Source organism: Rickettsiales bacterium (genome assembly GCA_029252805.1).
Classification (GTDB): domain Bacteria; phylum Pseudomonadota; class Alphaproteobacteria; order Rickettsiales; family JALZUV01; genus JALZUV01.
The window spans coordinates 19,833-34,585 of sequence record JAQXAR010000051.1 but is presented as its reverse complement, the minus strand read 5'-3'; the positions used below and the strand labels follow the sequence as shown (position 1 = coordinate 34,585).

The window sequence follows — 14,753 nt, the reverse complement described above, 5'->3', positions numbered from 1 at the left end:
CGTAGAACCCGCAATGAAATATTTTATCAACTCTAACTGCTTATTTCTCGATAACTTACAATGCTTTATATACATCAATAACTCCTAACAATTTAAATGTTAGGTGTCAGCCCCTAAATGTTTTGACACACACCTTGAAAGTTAACTGAATATTAGAATATTAATATTACAATGGATTAGGCAAAAAAGGAAATGGGGCAGCAAATGATCAAAAGAAACCCTTACGTGGCAACCTCGCGCCATCAAGGCTTCACTCTACTGGAACTTTCTATTGTGCTAGTAATTATCGGTTTGATCATCGGTGGTATCACCGTTGGACAGGACCTCATAAGAAGTGCAGAACTAAACTCTGTGATTAATGATGTGAATAAATATAAAACTGCTGTTAACACTTTTAAGCTTAAGTATAATGCTCTTCCCGGTGATATGGATAATGCCACCGCCTATTGGGGAGCAGCCCACGCGACTCCCGCAACTTGTTATACCACCGCTTCTACTGGCACAGAAACATGCGATGGAGATGCTGATGGAATAATTAGCACAGCAGATGGCGGCACGAACGCATCAGAGCGATGGCGCGCATGGCAACATCTAGCCAATGGGGGAATTATATCCGGAAACTTTACTGGAGTAGCAGGAAGTGTTGGCATCTACGATTCAGATAAAGGAATCAATGTTCCTGAATCTAAAATTAGTGGGGGAGGATACACAATGTTATATATTAACTCCACCGACACAGGATACTTTACAGAATTTAGAAGTAACAATGTTATTACTCTCGGCTCAGAAGGAATTGTAGGGAGTTTGTCTGGAGGTGTTTTGACCTCGACTGAGGCTGCTAATATCGATACAAAAATAGACGATGGAAATCCTGCAAGCGGGAGAGTAAACTCCACGCCCTTAGGGTCTAATTACGCTGGAACGTGTACTACCACAAATTCAAGCGCGACATCAGAATACGCTCTCTCTTTAACTGGTAGCATTTGCATGTTAGCTTTCCGCTTACAATAGAGAAAGCTACGTTTGGTTGAAAATGAAGGACAGTGATTCTATAAAATTGAATGAGAATCTCGTCCAACGATATGTTTTTCTTCCACCTCTAACCGCTAGTGACCGCGTGCAACCGGATAATTCGACAGCAAAAATAGCAGCAACTTTTGGAACGACATCTATATGTAGCTATATTTATCAATAGCTTGCATATTCAATGTGGATTCCGTAGGGATCACCATTTATTCTCTTACTTATTGAGAAGCATAGAAAATTCTTAAATTATTATATGGCTGAGTCCTCACTGCTACAGGAGAGTGCTACAGTTATGCCGAATCAAACCCACTTAATGACCTGCTGAGCAATAGCAAAGATAATCAAATGAGGCGCGAAGATGTACCTATACATCCGAAGCTCATTCAGTGTGGGTTTCTTGATTATGTGAAAAGCTGTAAAAAGAACGAAGCTGGATTGCTATTCCCTGACTATCGGCGTTCCTAACCTCACGGGTCATGCCAGAATAATCAATCCAAAACACCATGTCATCTGGCGCAACCTTATTCGCCGCTCTATCACGTAGATTCTTTTGATCTCTTAACCGTAATTGCTCGCCATCAATGAAAAATGATGAACGAATTGTCTTCGCATCTAAGCAAGAGATTGCATCTGCGGACCTGAGGACGAGATTGGCGAAGGATAGCTGTTGATATGCCTCTTGATAGTCCCGAATAGGGGCAGCGACAGTGGTTAACGTGGCGGTAGAGAGAGCTGGATTTTCGTTGACGTTTACTTCTGCCTTAGTAGGTGAACGTTTTCCACCCTGTTGATGTAGAGGGGAGTCATAGGCTTGGTGCATTGCTTGAAAATCGTGGTACTGCTCCCATGTGCCATCTTCACGCACCCATTGGGTTTGTACCGACCCCTGATATGCCTCAGGATCTGCTGTACCCTCATGGGATATGCCGTCTCCATCCAAATAATAGGGCCGCCCGCTTTCGGTAAGGCCAATGTTTCGTACTTTGGGATCATTGATATAGTATTTTTGTCCCTCTGGGCTGGTATAAGCACGTGTGCCAGATTTTAATTCTTCTAGGTGATCTGGCGTTGTCTTCTTTGTATCCAGTGCAGGAGAAATCTCGATCCAAAAGTCACCCGCTTTAAACTGTTTCAAAGCTTGTAATTGAGTGGCACTCATGGCTTTGGCGGTCCGACCGGTCCTCAAGCCTACTACAACCTCGCCATGCTCAGGTATATCCGTTTTTAAGAAGATGCCGCTGCGTCCGGTACCTGCTAAACTGAATTTTACGCCTCCTTCTGGGATTTTAACTCCTTCGGGTAGTATGCCAGAGACGATTTCGTTAACGACTTCGGGACTATCAGATAGTTTTTTCAATAGGTCAGGAAGATCCTCAGCTGTCTCAATCGCGGATTTTTGAGTTTGCTCCTTCTTCGACATTAAGACGTCTAATGCGGTCTGTGCAGTATTTTGCAGGTCTTGAGCTGGTATTGCGTTAACCAAATCATATTTAGCGAAGGTAAAGGCATCGCTGAGCTCTCTTTTTACTGTCTCCATACGGACTTCTTCGGCGATATCACTCTCAGATGATACCTCCATTAAACTTTTTTCTTCGTATAGTAATGCTTCGCGATTTTCTGATAAATCATAATCAAGTGGTACGGTTACTCCTACACTTCCATTAGTTTTGTCGATACTAATGGTTGCTTTTGCATCATAAGCCACGGCGATTCGTTCGGCTAATGCCTCCATATATTTTCGATTAATTTCGGTAGGGAGGAGGCCTGTGGCAGCCTCAACTTCTTCATTTACGACGGGAGGGAGTGTTATCGTTAAATGAGGGGTGTTATTATCATCAAGGGTTACAACTCTACCTAAATGGGGAAATCGTCGGTCACCCATCGGCTGTCCTGCGCCCATACTATGCACAATCGGCCACCCCGTATGGGGGCTGATACCTGCTGTAATAGGTCGTTCGTCAGACATGGTGGTCCAAAAATTATTTCATTAAGCCAATTATACCCATATTCTGTTACAGGATTATGACAGTTCTGATGAATTTTGGTCATATCTGACTGTATTATAATGACTGCTGACATATGGCCGGCTTGTTCACGGCGCTCAGGCTTCTTTGTTGCGCATCTCAAAAGCTCGCGAGTGATAAGTTCTCGCGTTATAGCTCAATAAGTGGTATAAATATGAGGTATAAGTAGGGGGTTTATAGCTCATGATATGGAATTGGCAGCAAAATAATTGGCCTGATTTTAGCTGGGATAGTGCCGTTTTAAGCGAGTTTGAGGCGACGTTTCAGCGTCACTCGGGCATTTTAATTGGGGCTGCGAAGCATATTGGTGAAACGGATCGAGAGCGCCTAACGGTTGAGATGATGGTGGGTGAGGCGGTTAAGAGCTCTGAAATTGAAGGGGAACATCTTAATCGTGATAGCGTGCAATCCTCCATCCGCCGTCAATTTGGGTTGGAAAGTGATAATCGCCGGGTGCCACTGGCTGAGCAGGGTATTTCCGAAGTGATGGTTGACATTTACCGTCAGTTTGATGAGCCGCTCTCGCATGAGGCATTGATGCATTGGCATAAGCTGCTGATGAATGGGCGTGATGATATAACGGATATTGGGTGCTATCGTACTCATGATGATCCGATGCAAGTGGTGTCTGGGCCGCTGCATAAACCAAAGGTGCATTTCGAGGCACCGTCTTCTGGCCTCATACTGTCGGAGATGTCGGCTTTTGTAGATTGGTTTAACAAGACAGCACCCAATGGCAAAGCACCGCTCTCGTCGCTGATACGGGCAGGGGTGGCGCATCTATACTTCGTCTGTATCCACCCGTTCGAAGATGGTAATGGTCGTATTGGCCGTGCGGTAGCGCAAAAGGTGTTGTCGCAGTCATTCGGGCAACCAACGTTGATCGCCTTATCGCAGGCCATCCAGCGAGGGCGTAAGCGCTATTACGAGCAGCTTGAGGCGAATAATAAGCATTTAGATATTACGGATTGGCTGGTTTATTTCGCGCAAACGATATTGGAAGCGCAACAGGACACCCAAACCATGATCGATTTCTTGATCGAAAAGACCAAACTTTATGATCGCTTGCGTGATAAGTTGAATGAACGGCAGGCAAGGGTGCTTGAGCGACTGTTCCGTGCGGGGCCAGAAGGCTTCGAAGGGGACTTGAGCGCCGAGAACTATATCCGCATTACGGGCACTTCTCGTGCTACGGCGACGCGTGACTTACAGGGTATGGTTGAGCTGGGTGCGTTAAGGCGTGAGGGAGAGCTCAAAGGAACCCGCTACCGTTTAAATATGCCTATGCCTGAGGATACTCATGAAGCGTCACCATTCGATCATCATTAACGCCAAACTCAGGCAGGTTTTGCCGCACAATATCGGCCACATAGGAAGGGCAGAGGTGAGCGTAATGCCTTTCGCAGGTGCGTGTATCAGAATGCCCTAGTTGTTTGGCAATTACCTGCAAAGTCGTACCTCTCATTGCCAGCATTGAGGCGTAAGTATGTCGCAGAATATGAAATCCGATGGCTGGGGAAATAGAGCCCGCCATACAAGCAAGCTTTATTCATAGGGGGAAGTAAATACAACTATGGACATGAATTATTTTATAACAGTGTGTTATAGTGTTTTTGGTTGTGTTTAAGTTCATACGCCAGCCTCTAGTGCTTTTGCGGTCATAAAAAAGGCCCCAGGGGAGAATAGCCGCCACAAAGCGTTGTTGAGCAATTGAAGCAGAAATTTGGCTCAGTTTAGATGAAATGAAGGTAAGCCTTCAGACTACCCCATTGCGTTAACTTTAAAAGACTCTTCAATAAGTTCATAAGCTCACCTCAAACCTTCCACCGTAGCTATCCACCTATTATTTTTATTTTCAATTTCTTGTATTTTGCTTTGTCAAAATAGAATCGCGTCCATAGCCTCTTATCAGGGTTTTTATCTTCTCTATGTTCTTCAATATGTTCGAGTCTAATTTGTTTGCTTTTTTTATGATCAGTTGCGATATGTTTGGGTGCTTTATCTATAATTTTTACAGGGAATTTATAGGTATCCTCCACATCGATAACCATCACTCTTCCCAGCCGTGTTCCCTTCTCAATTGTCTGCGTACCTTGCTTTGTAAGTTTCAATGTGAGGAAAATGGGATAGGTTAGAGCAGCAGGTTCTATGAGTGCAGACATGGCGGTGAAGCGTGGATCAAAATCATTAGGCACAGGAATGAATAAAAGCTGTTTTTTTACTTGTTTGGGCAACTTCCAGATATATCCTAATGTAAAAGTGATTGATCCAGAACCAAAATGGCTTGCGGCAATTTCTGCGCCCTCTGAGACCTGTACAGCCGCCTTATCTTCTTTCCCATCCCATTCATATGTTACATCCATGGGGCAAATAATATCCAGACCCAGCTCATTGGCCACTGCCAGTGGCAGGCATCGATATGCATGGGGATTCATCCAATCCCGTAATCGAGATGGGGTTTCTAAATTACAGGAAAGATGTGCGGGATCTGATCTATATAACAACATTAGTCTGGCAAAACCTCAAATATCCACATTCTTCAACATCCTTCATTCTATCTTCAGTGACACTGAAAAAACTTTTCTTTTTTTAAATACAGTGAGCTGGGTAGGCACTAGCTTACCTAAAATAGGCATTTCGATCAAATATATAAGACTCTGTACTGCTCGCTTTGTAATTTGAGAGTCATTGCCTCCCGCCTTTGTTGTACTGAATTGCGATGTTTATTTCCCTGTGCTTACTTCGAATTGGGAAACGGGAGGCGGCTTTGCTTTGGTGCCAAGGGCAGTTTGATAAGGTTTTTTGTATGGAGTCCAACCGCAGGTTTCTGTGCTTGTGCTTTGCGTTTTTCAACGAGTCTTGCAGTGGCCTCTTGTTCAGCAGCTTTAAGAATAGATTTTTCTAGTTCTTTGATTACTGCATTAATCCGGTCCCTCGCTTCAGGGTTTGTTGTTTGAGTATGTGGTTGACCTTCTTTATCGTCTAATCTCTCTATTGCCATCTTTTGCAATAGTAATGCATCTCCCAATGCTTCGACGGAAAGTTGTTTTTGTTCTGCATCTGACATATCCATACTCATTGTTTGATCTGATGCTTTCATCATACAGTACAAAAGTTAACGATGTTTTAATGGGCGAGAAGTGACCCCCTAGTTGTGGTTTTGAAGTGTTAACTCTAGGTTGAGCGTGAGAGTAACAATTATTAGTTTTGTGAGGAAAGCGCGTGCCACCTACATCAACACTTATTAATCGCGCGCATTCATTTTCCAAATTACAGTTTTGGAAGAAAGCGGAGCAAGCGCCCTTATCCAACCCCAAGCCGGGTAGTTTTACGTCGCACATGGTTGCGCTCGTTGCCAAGCTGGTGAACATGCGTGGCAGCGATGCCACGATTGAGTTTAAGGCATTATGTAAAGTGTTTCACCTGGCGCCTGGGGTGCGCAAAAAGCTGCTTTCCGTTTATGTTTCGGCGTTGCGCGATCCGTTGCCAGCGGAATATCATGCGAAACAAATTGCCAAGCTTTATGCCGAGCAATTAGGCGAGCGAGATGAAGTTTTAGAGCGATTGATTCGTATTGCTGCCGCCTCACGCTCTTTTATCGCACGTGATGAATATTACTTCTTACGTTCAATGGCAGAGGCTCTATCGGTCTCGCAGCAGCATTTTATAAGGCTTTGTGGGCGTTATGAAATCGAAATTCCGAGTGATAATCCGTATATAGTTCTCGGGGTAAATCGTTTATCCAGTAAGAAAGAGATTAAAACGAAATACCATCGTTTAGTGCGTGAATATCATCCTGACACGGTGGGGGCAGCAGGCTATTCGACGTCAGAGGCGCAGGCATTTAATCAGAAACTAGTCGAGATTAATCAAGCTTATAGTGCGCTGCGTGAGCTTGCTGTTTAAAAATCGACTTGCATGAAGTAGAGGCCACAAGCGGGGGCGGTTGGGCCTGAAACTTTGCGGTTTTGGGCGTCCAATACTTCCTGTAACTTGGCTTTATCCCATTGGCCGTTGCCAATTTTGCGTAAGCATCCCATGATTATCCGTACTTGATGGTGCAGAAAGCTATAGGCTTCAAGCTCGGTGGTTATTTCGTCATTCTGCCTGCTTATGTTGATTGATAGGATTGTTTTTACAGGGGATTTTGCTTGGCAATCGCTATCGCGGAAGCTTTGGAAATTATGGGTACCAACCAAGACCTGCGCCGCATCATGCATGGCCTGAGCATCGAGTGGTTCCGGCATCTGCCACGCTAAATTACGATCGATGACTAAGGGGGTGCGCCGATTTATAATTCGATATTTATAGTAACGTTTTTTAGCATCAAATCGGGCATTGAAATTATCCGCGACTTTTTCGGCTTTTGTGATGGCGATTTGTGACGTGGCAATATGATAGCTGACGCCTTGAGCAATTGCGTGGGCCTCTCGCTCTTGCGGTAAATCGACATGTGCAATCTGACCGTAAGCATGCACCCCAGCATCGGTACGGCCAGAGCATTGCACGACAAAACGTTCGTCGGTATTGAAAAATTTACTAACCGCTTCTTCGATATGTTGTTGGACGGTGGCTTGGGTTTTTTGTCTCTGCCAGCCAGCGAGGCCAGTTCCATTATACTCAATGGTGAGTTTATATCTAGGCATCGAACGTGCTGCCTTTGGGGATACTGAAACCGCGTAAAAGTTCGTCAGCATCCATCGGCTTTTTGCCGGCGCGCTGAACTTTAGTGAGTTTGATCGCGTCGCTGGCACAGCTCACCGTTAGGCTATCATCGAGTAATTCACCCGCATTGCCTGTGCCCTCAGCTAGGCTCGCATTGAGGATTTTCAGCTTTTCGCCATTCAATTCTGTGAACGCGCCGGGGAAGGGCGATAAGCCTAAAATCTGCTGTAGGACTTCTTTAGCCGGCTTTTTCCAGTCGATACGCGCTTCGGCTTTATCAATTTTACTGGCGTAAGTGACGCCCGTTTCAGATTGTACGGTGGCGACAGGTTCGTCGGCTAAAACTAGCAAGATAGCGGCGCCGGCTTTTGCAGCCATCACATCATGCAACTCGCCTGTAGTCATGCCATCCGTAATACTCATGGGCTGTTCTAGTAGGATAGGGCCGGTATCTAACCCAAGCTCCATTTGCATGATGCAGAGCGAGGTTTCGCTATCGCCCGCCATGATCGTGCGTTGTAGTGGTGCCGCGCCGCGCCAGCGTGGAAGCTTGGAAGGATGCACATTAATGCAACCGTGTTTCGGAGCATCCAATATTGCTTGCGGCAGAAGTAATCCATAAGCGGCAACAATCGCGGCATCTGCTTCATAGGTGGCGAATCGTTGTTGTTCTTCGTTTGATTTCAGGCTGGCTGGGTGATGCACTGCAATATCGTGTTGTAGGGCCACTTCATGCACCGGAGTGTTGCGCAATTTATGGCCGCGACCTGCGGGGCGAGGGGGCTGACAGTAAACGGCAACGACTTCATGTTCGGAGTCAATGAGGCTTTGCAAGCAAGGTACTGCAAACTCCGGTGAGCCCATGAAGATAAGGCGTAACGGCTTAGTGACAGCGGGGTTAGTGATGGTCATGCCCGCAACTAGGATCGCCGCAATCGACATAATCGAAAGCGCCTGCTTTTTTCATCTTCTGCAACTTCTTGACGATGCGATCGCGTTTTAAGCGAGAGATATGCTGCACAAAGGTAATGCCGTTGGTGTGGTCAATTTCATGCTGAACACAGGTAGCTAGCATTCCTTCGGCTTTGAGGGTTTGCGGTTTTCCATTTTCATCTAGATATTTCACTGTGACGCTCTCAGGGCGAATTACTTCGGAATATTGTTCCGGAAAGGAGAGGCAGCCTTCATTATAGCTAGCATCCTGCTCAGATTCTTCCACCAGTTCAGCATTGATGAGCTTGAGCGGCGCTCGCGAGGCGAAATCGCTCTCTTTCCACTCAACATCTATGACGATTACGCGCTTATGATGCCCCACTTGTGCGGCTGCGAGGCCAATGCCTTTAGCGTCATACATAGTTTCGAGCATATCATCGAGCAGGGTGCGAATCTCATCATTCACGTCTTTAACGGGCTGTGAGACTTCATTTAAGAACGGATCGGGGCCGATTATTAAAGGTAAAATTGTCATATTGCTTAAATAGTGCGATTACGCTGCAGAAACAAGCCCTTCTGATGCATTGCGTAACCGTTTAAGGCTTTCTTCCTTGCCGATAATCTCCATTACTTCAAACATGCTGGGACTTGCGGTGCTGCCCGTAATGGCGACGCGAATGGGTGCCATCAGCTTTCCAACTTTCGTATCATGCTGTTCTGCAAACTCTTTTGCGAAGGGGAAGAGGGTTGCATGGTCCCACTCTGTCTGCTTTTCGAGTTCAGGAATAAAGGCGGCGAGGAGTGTTTTTCCTTCATCGAGCTGGTTTTGGGCTTTTTCATCCTGTGGGGCGCAGTGGCGTAGGTAGAATAGCGTCGAATCTGCTAATTCTTGCAATGTTTTAGCGCGTTCTTTTAAACCGGTAATTCCATTGTTTAGAGTCTCTTTTTGTGATGCATTAACTTCGATGTTTAGTGATTTGTTTATAAAGGGAATAATTAATTCAATGAGGCGGTCATTCTCAGCTTGGCGAATATACATTCCGTTTAAATTTTCGAGCTTCGCAAAGTCAAAACGAGAAGGAGATTTTCCTACCCCTTTGAGCGAGAATTTTTCGATCATTTCAGCGCGGGTGAAAATTTCTTCATCACCAAAGGCCCAACCGAGTCGCAGCAGGTAATTACGCATCGCTTCTGGCAGGTACCCCATATCACGATAGGCATCGACTCCAAGTGCGCCGTGGCGTTTGGAAAGTTTTGCACCATCCGGGCCGTGAATCAGTGGAATATGCGCAAAAACGGGGGCATCCCAGCCCATAGCTTCGTAAATAAGCTGTTGTTTTGCCGAATTAGTCAGGTGGTCATCACCCCGAATAATGTGAGTTACTGCCATGTCATGATCGTCGGTAACTACGGCCAGCATGTAAGTCGGCGTGCCATCTGAACGCAATAAAATCACATCCTCTACTTCGCCAGCACCGATATTTACATCGCCTTGCACTTCATCTTTGATGATGATGACGCCTTCATTGGGCGCTTTTAGGCGGATTACATAAGGTGTGTCGGTTGGGTGATCGCTTGTTGGCGTATCACGCCACGGGCTTTGGAAGCGAAATACATTGCGTTTGGCTTGTGCTGCTTCGCGTAATTCGGCGAGTTCTTCAGGACGAGTGAAGCATTTATAGGCTTTACCGTTAGCAAGCATCGCCTCGGCGACTTCGGTATGGCGTGTTACGTTTTTTGATTGATAGATGATTGTGTCATCTGCATCGAGGCCCAGCCAGGTAAGCCCTTCATGGATGGCGGCAATCGCTTCCGTTGTTGAGCGTGCTTTATCGGTATCTTCAATGCGAAGTAGGAACTTGCCATCGTGATGGCGGGCAAAGAGCCAGTTAAATAGAGCTGTGCGGGCTCCGCCAATATGAAGGAAACCAGTGGGGGACGGGGCGAATCGCGTAATAACTGTCATGGCAGTGTTATTCACTGTCGCTTTTGCTGCGTCAAGCAGTAGGGTGCAACTTATGCGAGATTGGAAGCAAAATCTTGAAATATGGCTGTTAGAAGAGCAATCTCGTTGGTTGCTTTGGGTGCCTATTGCCATGGCTTGCGGGATCATCACGTATTTTGCGTGGGTTGGCCCTCCGCCAGATTATTTGGGAGCTGCGTTGATCGCCGCCGGTGCACCGACTTGGGTGTTTTGGAAGCGTATGCCTTGGGTGCGCGGGCTTTTACTGGTGTTCTTTTTTGCGGGAGTAGGCTTCGTTGCGACGCAATGGCAGATGCAGCGCTTCCAGCAATCCTTGATTAGCCGCCCGAGTGCTGTCTTGCCGCTATTTGGCACGATACAGGAAGTGATTAATGATGAATCTGGAAAACAAAAACTGGTCTTGGGCGATGTGGAGGTGGAAGGTGGGTCGCGCTATCCACTGCCCAATACGATCCGTCTGAGTCTGAAGAAAATCAATGCTCATTTGTTAGCCGGGCAACGCGTAAAGTTACGCGGAGGGTTGTTTCCGCTGCCACCGCCTGCTTTGCCCGGTGGTTTCGATTTTACTCGGCATTTCTATTTTAAAGGCATTGGCGCCGTTGGTTTTGGGTTGAATCCAGTTGAAATTCTATCGACCGAGAATGAACAAAACTGGCAGATAGATCTTGCGAATTTTAGAGTCCAGCTGGGCAAGAAAATTGCGGCTGTGATGCGCCCTCACTTTAGCCAAGCGACCGTCGCAATTTCAACGGCACTGATTACAGGCGAGCGTGCTGGCATTCCTGAAGAAACGAAAGAGGCCATGCGCGCTGCTGGTTTGGCGCATATGCTGGCGATCTCTGGCCTTCATCTTGGTTTGGTGTGCGGGGTGTTCTTTATATTACTACGCTACATTTTCGTGTTAATTCCGGGGGCGGCATTGCGCTTCCCCGTGAAAAAATGGGCGGCATTAGGGTGCGTGTTAGGTGGGTTCGCCTATCTCACTATTGCGGGTTTTCCGGTTTCTGCACAGCGTGCTTATGCGATGGTCGCGCTCGTTTTCATTGCGATTATGCTGGAGCGCCAAGTGCTGCCGATGCGGTCTTTGGCACTGGCGGCGATACTGGTATTGTTCATTGCGCCTTCGTCACTTATGGGGCCGAGTTTCCAGCTCTCGTTCAGCGCGACGATGTCTATCATTGCACTTTATGAAGTATGGCGGCGTAAACGAGCAGAACGAGAAATAAAAGGCGGGCATTATGGCTGGAGCCAAAAGCTGATGATCTATCTGGGCGGAGTACTCGCGACGACCTTTGTAGCGAGTGCGATTACTTCGCCTTATGCAGTCTATCATTTTAATCAATTTACCAATTATCACTTACTTGCGAATATGGCGGCATCGCCGATTTTTAGTTTTATCGTCATGCCTGCTGCCGTGGGAGGAATGTTGACCATGCCGTTTGGCTGGGAGGCGCCGTTCCTGTGGTTGATGGGGCAAGGGGTTGAGTGGGTAGCGGCCATTGCCACAGCAATTGCGGCACTGCCTGATGCGATGATACATGTACCAACGCCTCCTTTATGGGCACTTGTTGTTGTGTCATTGGGAGCTTGCTGGTTATGCCTTTGGCAGCAGCGTATTAGGCATTTAGGATGGTTGGTTATCCTCATCGGCCTCGTGCCATTCTTTACGGTGCGTTTGCCTGATATTCTGATCAGCGAAAAAGCGGAACAAGTAGCGGTGAAGTTGGAATCGGGCGGGTATGCCATGCTGCGTGGGAGTGTGCGAAACTTCAAAGCAGGGCTGTGGCAAGAGGCTTTAGGCATTGAGGAATTCGCAAAGGCGGATACATTTAAGGAGAGCTATCGTTGCGATGGTTTCGGTTGTATCCTCGACTATAAGGGCAAGCAGATCGCCTTTCCGAAGCGCCGGATCGCCGCCATTGAGGATTGTGAATCAGCGGATGCTATGATCACGAGCTTCTATGTGGATTGCGAGTCAGCCGTAGTTGTTGAGCGCCCAAAACAAGCGACCTCACTCACGATAGATAGGGAGATTACGCTGCGCCAGGCAAGGGCCTTTACTGCAAGGCTTTCCGCACAGGATTGATGAGCGCTAAGGTTCTGATAATTGTGAAAGTCAAAAACGCAATCCAAAGCCATGTTGTGCTTTGCTGCTGCCAGGCGTAATAGGCGAGGGGCACAAAGCTGAGGGATGAAAAGAACATGGAGTTAAAGAGAAGTTTGGGTTTAGCTAGGCCATAAAAGAACCCATCATAAACGAAGGCGACGCCGCCAATAAGGATCGTCGCGCACATCCAGTAAGCATAAGGCGTTGCTGCATCAACCACTTCTTGATGCTCGGTGAGAAGGGAGAGAATAAACCCGGTGCCAAAAGCATAGACGAGCGCAAAAACCGCTCCTGAAATCAACGTCCAACGCATAGCAAGATTGAAGGAGCGGCGTAACTCCGTTTTGCTATTTCGACCGAGAGATTTCCCTGCTAGAATTTCGAGTGCAATGGCATAACCATCTGTCACGTAAGCGAAGAAGACGAATAGTTGCATCATCAATGCATTGGCCGCTAAAGCCACCACTCCAAAAGTAGCCGAGATATTGGTAAAGGCTGCCAACACGCTCATCAGCAAAAAGGTACGTCCCATAATAGCGCTGTTAAGGGTCAATAGTCTCTTGAGTTCAGACCAATGGAAGATTCTTTCGACATCAAATTTAGGGAAGCGTCCCAAACATTTCCATACTAAACCGACGGTAAGGATACTGGATATCCATTCAGCGAGCGCACTGCCTAGGCCTGCGCCCCACGAGCCCCAACCAAATTTAACAATGAAGAAATAGTTTAGAATAATATTGCTGACCTGCCAAATCGTGTAGCTGATAAAGACATAACCTGTTCGTCCAATACCCAATAACCAGCCAACCAGTGCAAAGCCAATCATCACAGGGAAAGCGCCCCAAATATGCGCGTTGTAATAATCGCGTCCGGCGGCCTCGACTTCACCGCTTCCAGAAAGAATACTGAAGCTTAAATTTCCGATAGGGTGCTGGAACAGCGTGAGTAAGAGACCAATGACAGCTCCCATCAATACGCCGCGCCACAGGAGCGCTTCTTGTTCGTCTTGATCTTCGCGTCCTGCCGCCTGCGCCGTGAGTCCTGTGGTACCGATACGTAAAAATCCAAAACACCAATAAATATAACTAAAGACAACAGTTGCCAAGACAACGCCTGAAAGGGGAGTGACGCTCTCTAAATGCCCTAAATAACCAATATCAACCAACTCGGTGACTGGCACCGCCATCGCGGCTAAAATATTAGGGATCGCAAGTTTAAAAAATTCACGTTGAGTGGGGCGAAGAGCGGGAGTCATAGGTTGGATTTAAACCATATAGAGGTAAATGCCTAGTGGTGAGTTTTCGTCATCATACTGTAACCCTTATTGAGTACACTAGGAGCATGGAAAAATCTGCCAACAAGGTGCGTGAGCCAAGCGACGATTATCACAAGAGTGATAAGCGAGATAATGTCCGCACGTTTTCGGGTGAGGCTAAGAAAGGCGTATCTGCGCTTGCTAGCGGTGTAATGGGAGTGCTTAACGGTGTCTTCTGGGGTGCGCTGATCGCCATTCCTGCTGTCGCATTCTTGCCATTTGCCTCTGTTGGGGCAGGGGTGATAATGTGTGTTGGCCTCACGGCTGCTTTTAAAGGGATTCAGGGCGCGAGCAAAGGCTATCATGATGCGCAAAATAATTACAATAAGCCAGGCCGAAGAGGTCATACTCGCGACGGGGTGCAAGTGAGTGATGAGGCAGTGCTTGAGGCCGCAGAAAAGGCCGAGAAAGAAATGCCCAAGAAAACAGCCGCAGAGAGGCAAACGCTCGAATTAGATTCTCATGAGAGAGAAATAGTGCAAGAGAAGGAAAAAGAAGAAGAGTCCTATCAGCATCGTGACATGATCGATCGATCGCGTGCGCAAGCTGAACGAACCCGTTAAGCGCCAGCGCAACACTTTTACATAAGCTGCAGAGTGGGTACTGTCTTTAGGCTGAAACTTTATTGTTTGCACAGTAACTGTCGTTAGATATCGACATAATTATACAATATTTCAACGACTCTGTAAGGTATAGTGA

The 14,753-nt window shown here is 46.9% G+C and carries 13 protein-coding genes; 5 read left to right on the top strand and 8 right to left on the bottom strand.

The window, feature by feature from the left end; translation table 11 throughout:
- The first annotated feature begins 192 nt into the window (after window positions 1–192).
- Window positions 193–1,011 (top strand): prepilin-type N-terminal cleavage/methylation domain-containing protein, encoded by an 819-nt coding sequence (locus P8P30_10050; protein ID MDG1287883.1) that lies wholly within the window; start codon window positions 193–195, stop codon window positions 1,009–1,011.
- A 394-nt stretch (window positions 1,012–1,405) separates the two neighbouring features.
- Here P8P30_10050 and P8P30_10045 read toward each other — a convergent pair whose 3' ends face one another.
- A complete protein-coding gene (locus P8P30_10045) occupies window positions 1,406–2,908 on the bottom strand; it encodes a hypothetical protein (protein ID MDG1287882.1) in 1,503 nt (500 codons plus the stop codon).
- A gap of 325 nt (window positions 2,909–3,233) precedes the next feature.
- On the opposite strand from P8P30_10045, the gene P8P30_10040 reads away from it, so the two are divergent.
- Complete coding sequence (locus P8P30_10040) at window positions 3,234–4,379, top strand: Fic family protein (GenBank protein ID MDG1287881.1); 1,146 nt, start codon at window positions 3,234–3,236, stop codon at window positions 4,377–4,379.
- Between the two features lie 503 nt (window positions 4,380–4,882).
- Here the strand turns inward: P8P30_10040 and P8P30_10035 are convergent.
- A complete protein-coding gene (locus P8P30_10035; GenBank protein ID MDG1287880.1) occupies window positions 4,883–5,557 on the bottom strand; it encodes a DUF6065 family protein in 675 nt (224 codons plus the stop codon).
- 230 nt (window positions 5,558–5,787) lie between these two features.
- On the bottom strand, window positions 5,788–6,153 hold the full coding sequence (locus tag P8P30_10030; protein MDG1287879.1) for a hypothetical protein: 366 nt from the start codon (window positions 6,151–6,153) through the stop codon (window positions 5,788–5,790).
- A gap of 119 nt (window positions 6,154–6,272) precedes the next feature.
- Between P8P30_10030 and P8P30_10025 the strand changes: the two genes are divergently transcribed.
- Window positions 6,273–6,956, top strand: coding sequence for a DnaJ domain-containing protein (locus P8P30_10025; protein MDG1287878.1), 684 nt, complete (start codon window positions 6,273–6,275; stop codon window positions 6,954–6,956).
- Here the strand turns inward: P8P30_10025 and truA are convergent.
- Genes truA through gltX form a run of 4 tightly spaced genes read right to left on the bottom strand, consistent with a single transcriptional unit; the run spans window position 6,953 to window position 10,614 of the window.
- Entirely contained in the window at window positions 6,953–7,696 is a 744-nt protein-coding gene (gene truA / locus P8P30_10020; protein MDG1287877.1) for a tRNA pseudouridine(38-40) synthase TruA, read from the bottom strand. The two genes, P8P30_10025 and truA, sit on opposite strands and share 4 nt — an antisense overlap.
- A complete protein-coding gene (fmt, locus tag P8P30_10015) occupies window positions 7,689–8,657 on the bottom strand; it encodes a methionyl-tRNA formyltransferase (GenBank protein MDG1287876.1) in 969 nt (322 codons plus the stop codon). The genes truA and fmt overlap by 8 nt, the downstream gene beginning before the upstream one ends.
- On the bottom strand, window positions 8,614–9,183 hold the full coding sequence (gene def, locus P8P30_10010) for a peptide deformylase (protein MDG1287875.1): 570 nt from the start codon (window positions 9,181–9,183) through the stop codon (window positions 8,614–8,616). The genes fmt and def overlap by 44 nt, the downstream gene beginning before the upstream one ends.
- Before the next feature lie 18 nt (window positions 9,184–9,201).
- Window positions 9,202–10,614, bottom strand: a complete 1,413-nt coding sequence (gene gltX, locus P8P30_10005; protein ID MDG1287874.1) for a glutamate--tRNA ligase — start codon at window positions 10,612–10,614, stop codon at window positions 9,202–9,204.
- A 52-nt stretch (window positions 10,615–10,666) separates the two neighbouring features.
- Here gltX and P8P30_10000 point away from each other — a divergent pair, with 52 nt between their 5' ends.
- Complete coding sequence (locus tag P8P30_10000; GenBank protein MDG1287873.1) at window positions 10,667–12,718, top strand: ComEC/Rec2 family competence protein; 2,052 nt, start codon at window positions 10,667–10,669, stop codon at window positions 12,716–12,718.
- Here P8P30_10000 and P8P30_09995 read toward each other — a convergent pair.
- On the bottom strand, window positions 12,690–13,994 hold the full coding sequence (locus P8P30_09995; protein ID MDG1287872.1) for an MATE family efflux transporter: 1,305 nt from the start codon (window positions 13,992–13,994) through the stop codon (window positions 12,690–12,692). The two genes, P8P30_10000 and P8P30_09995, sit on opposite strands and share 29 nt — an antisense overlap.
- An 86-nt stretch (window positions 13,995–14,080) precedes the next feature.
- On the opposite strand from P8P30_09995, the gene P8P30_09990 reads away from it, so the two are divergent.
- Entirely contained in the window at window positions 14,081–14,617 is a 537-nt protein-coding gene (locus P8P30_09990) for a hypothetical protein (protein ID MDG1287871.1), read from the top strand.
- The last annotated feature ends 136 nt before the right edge of the window (window positions 14,618–14,753 follow it).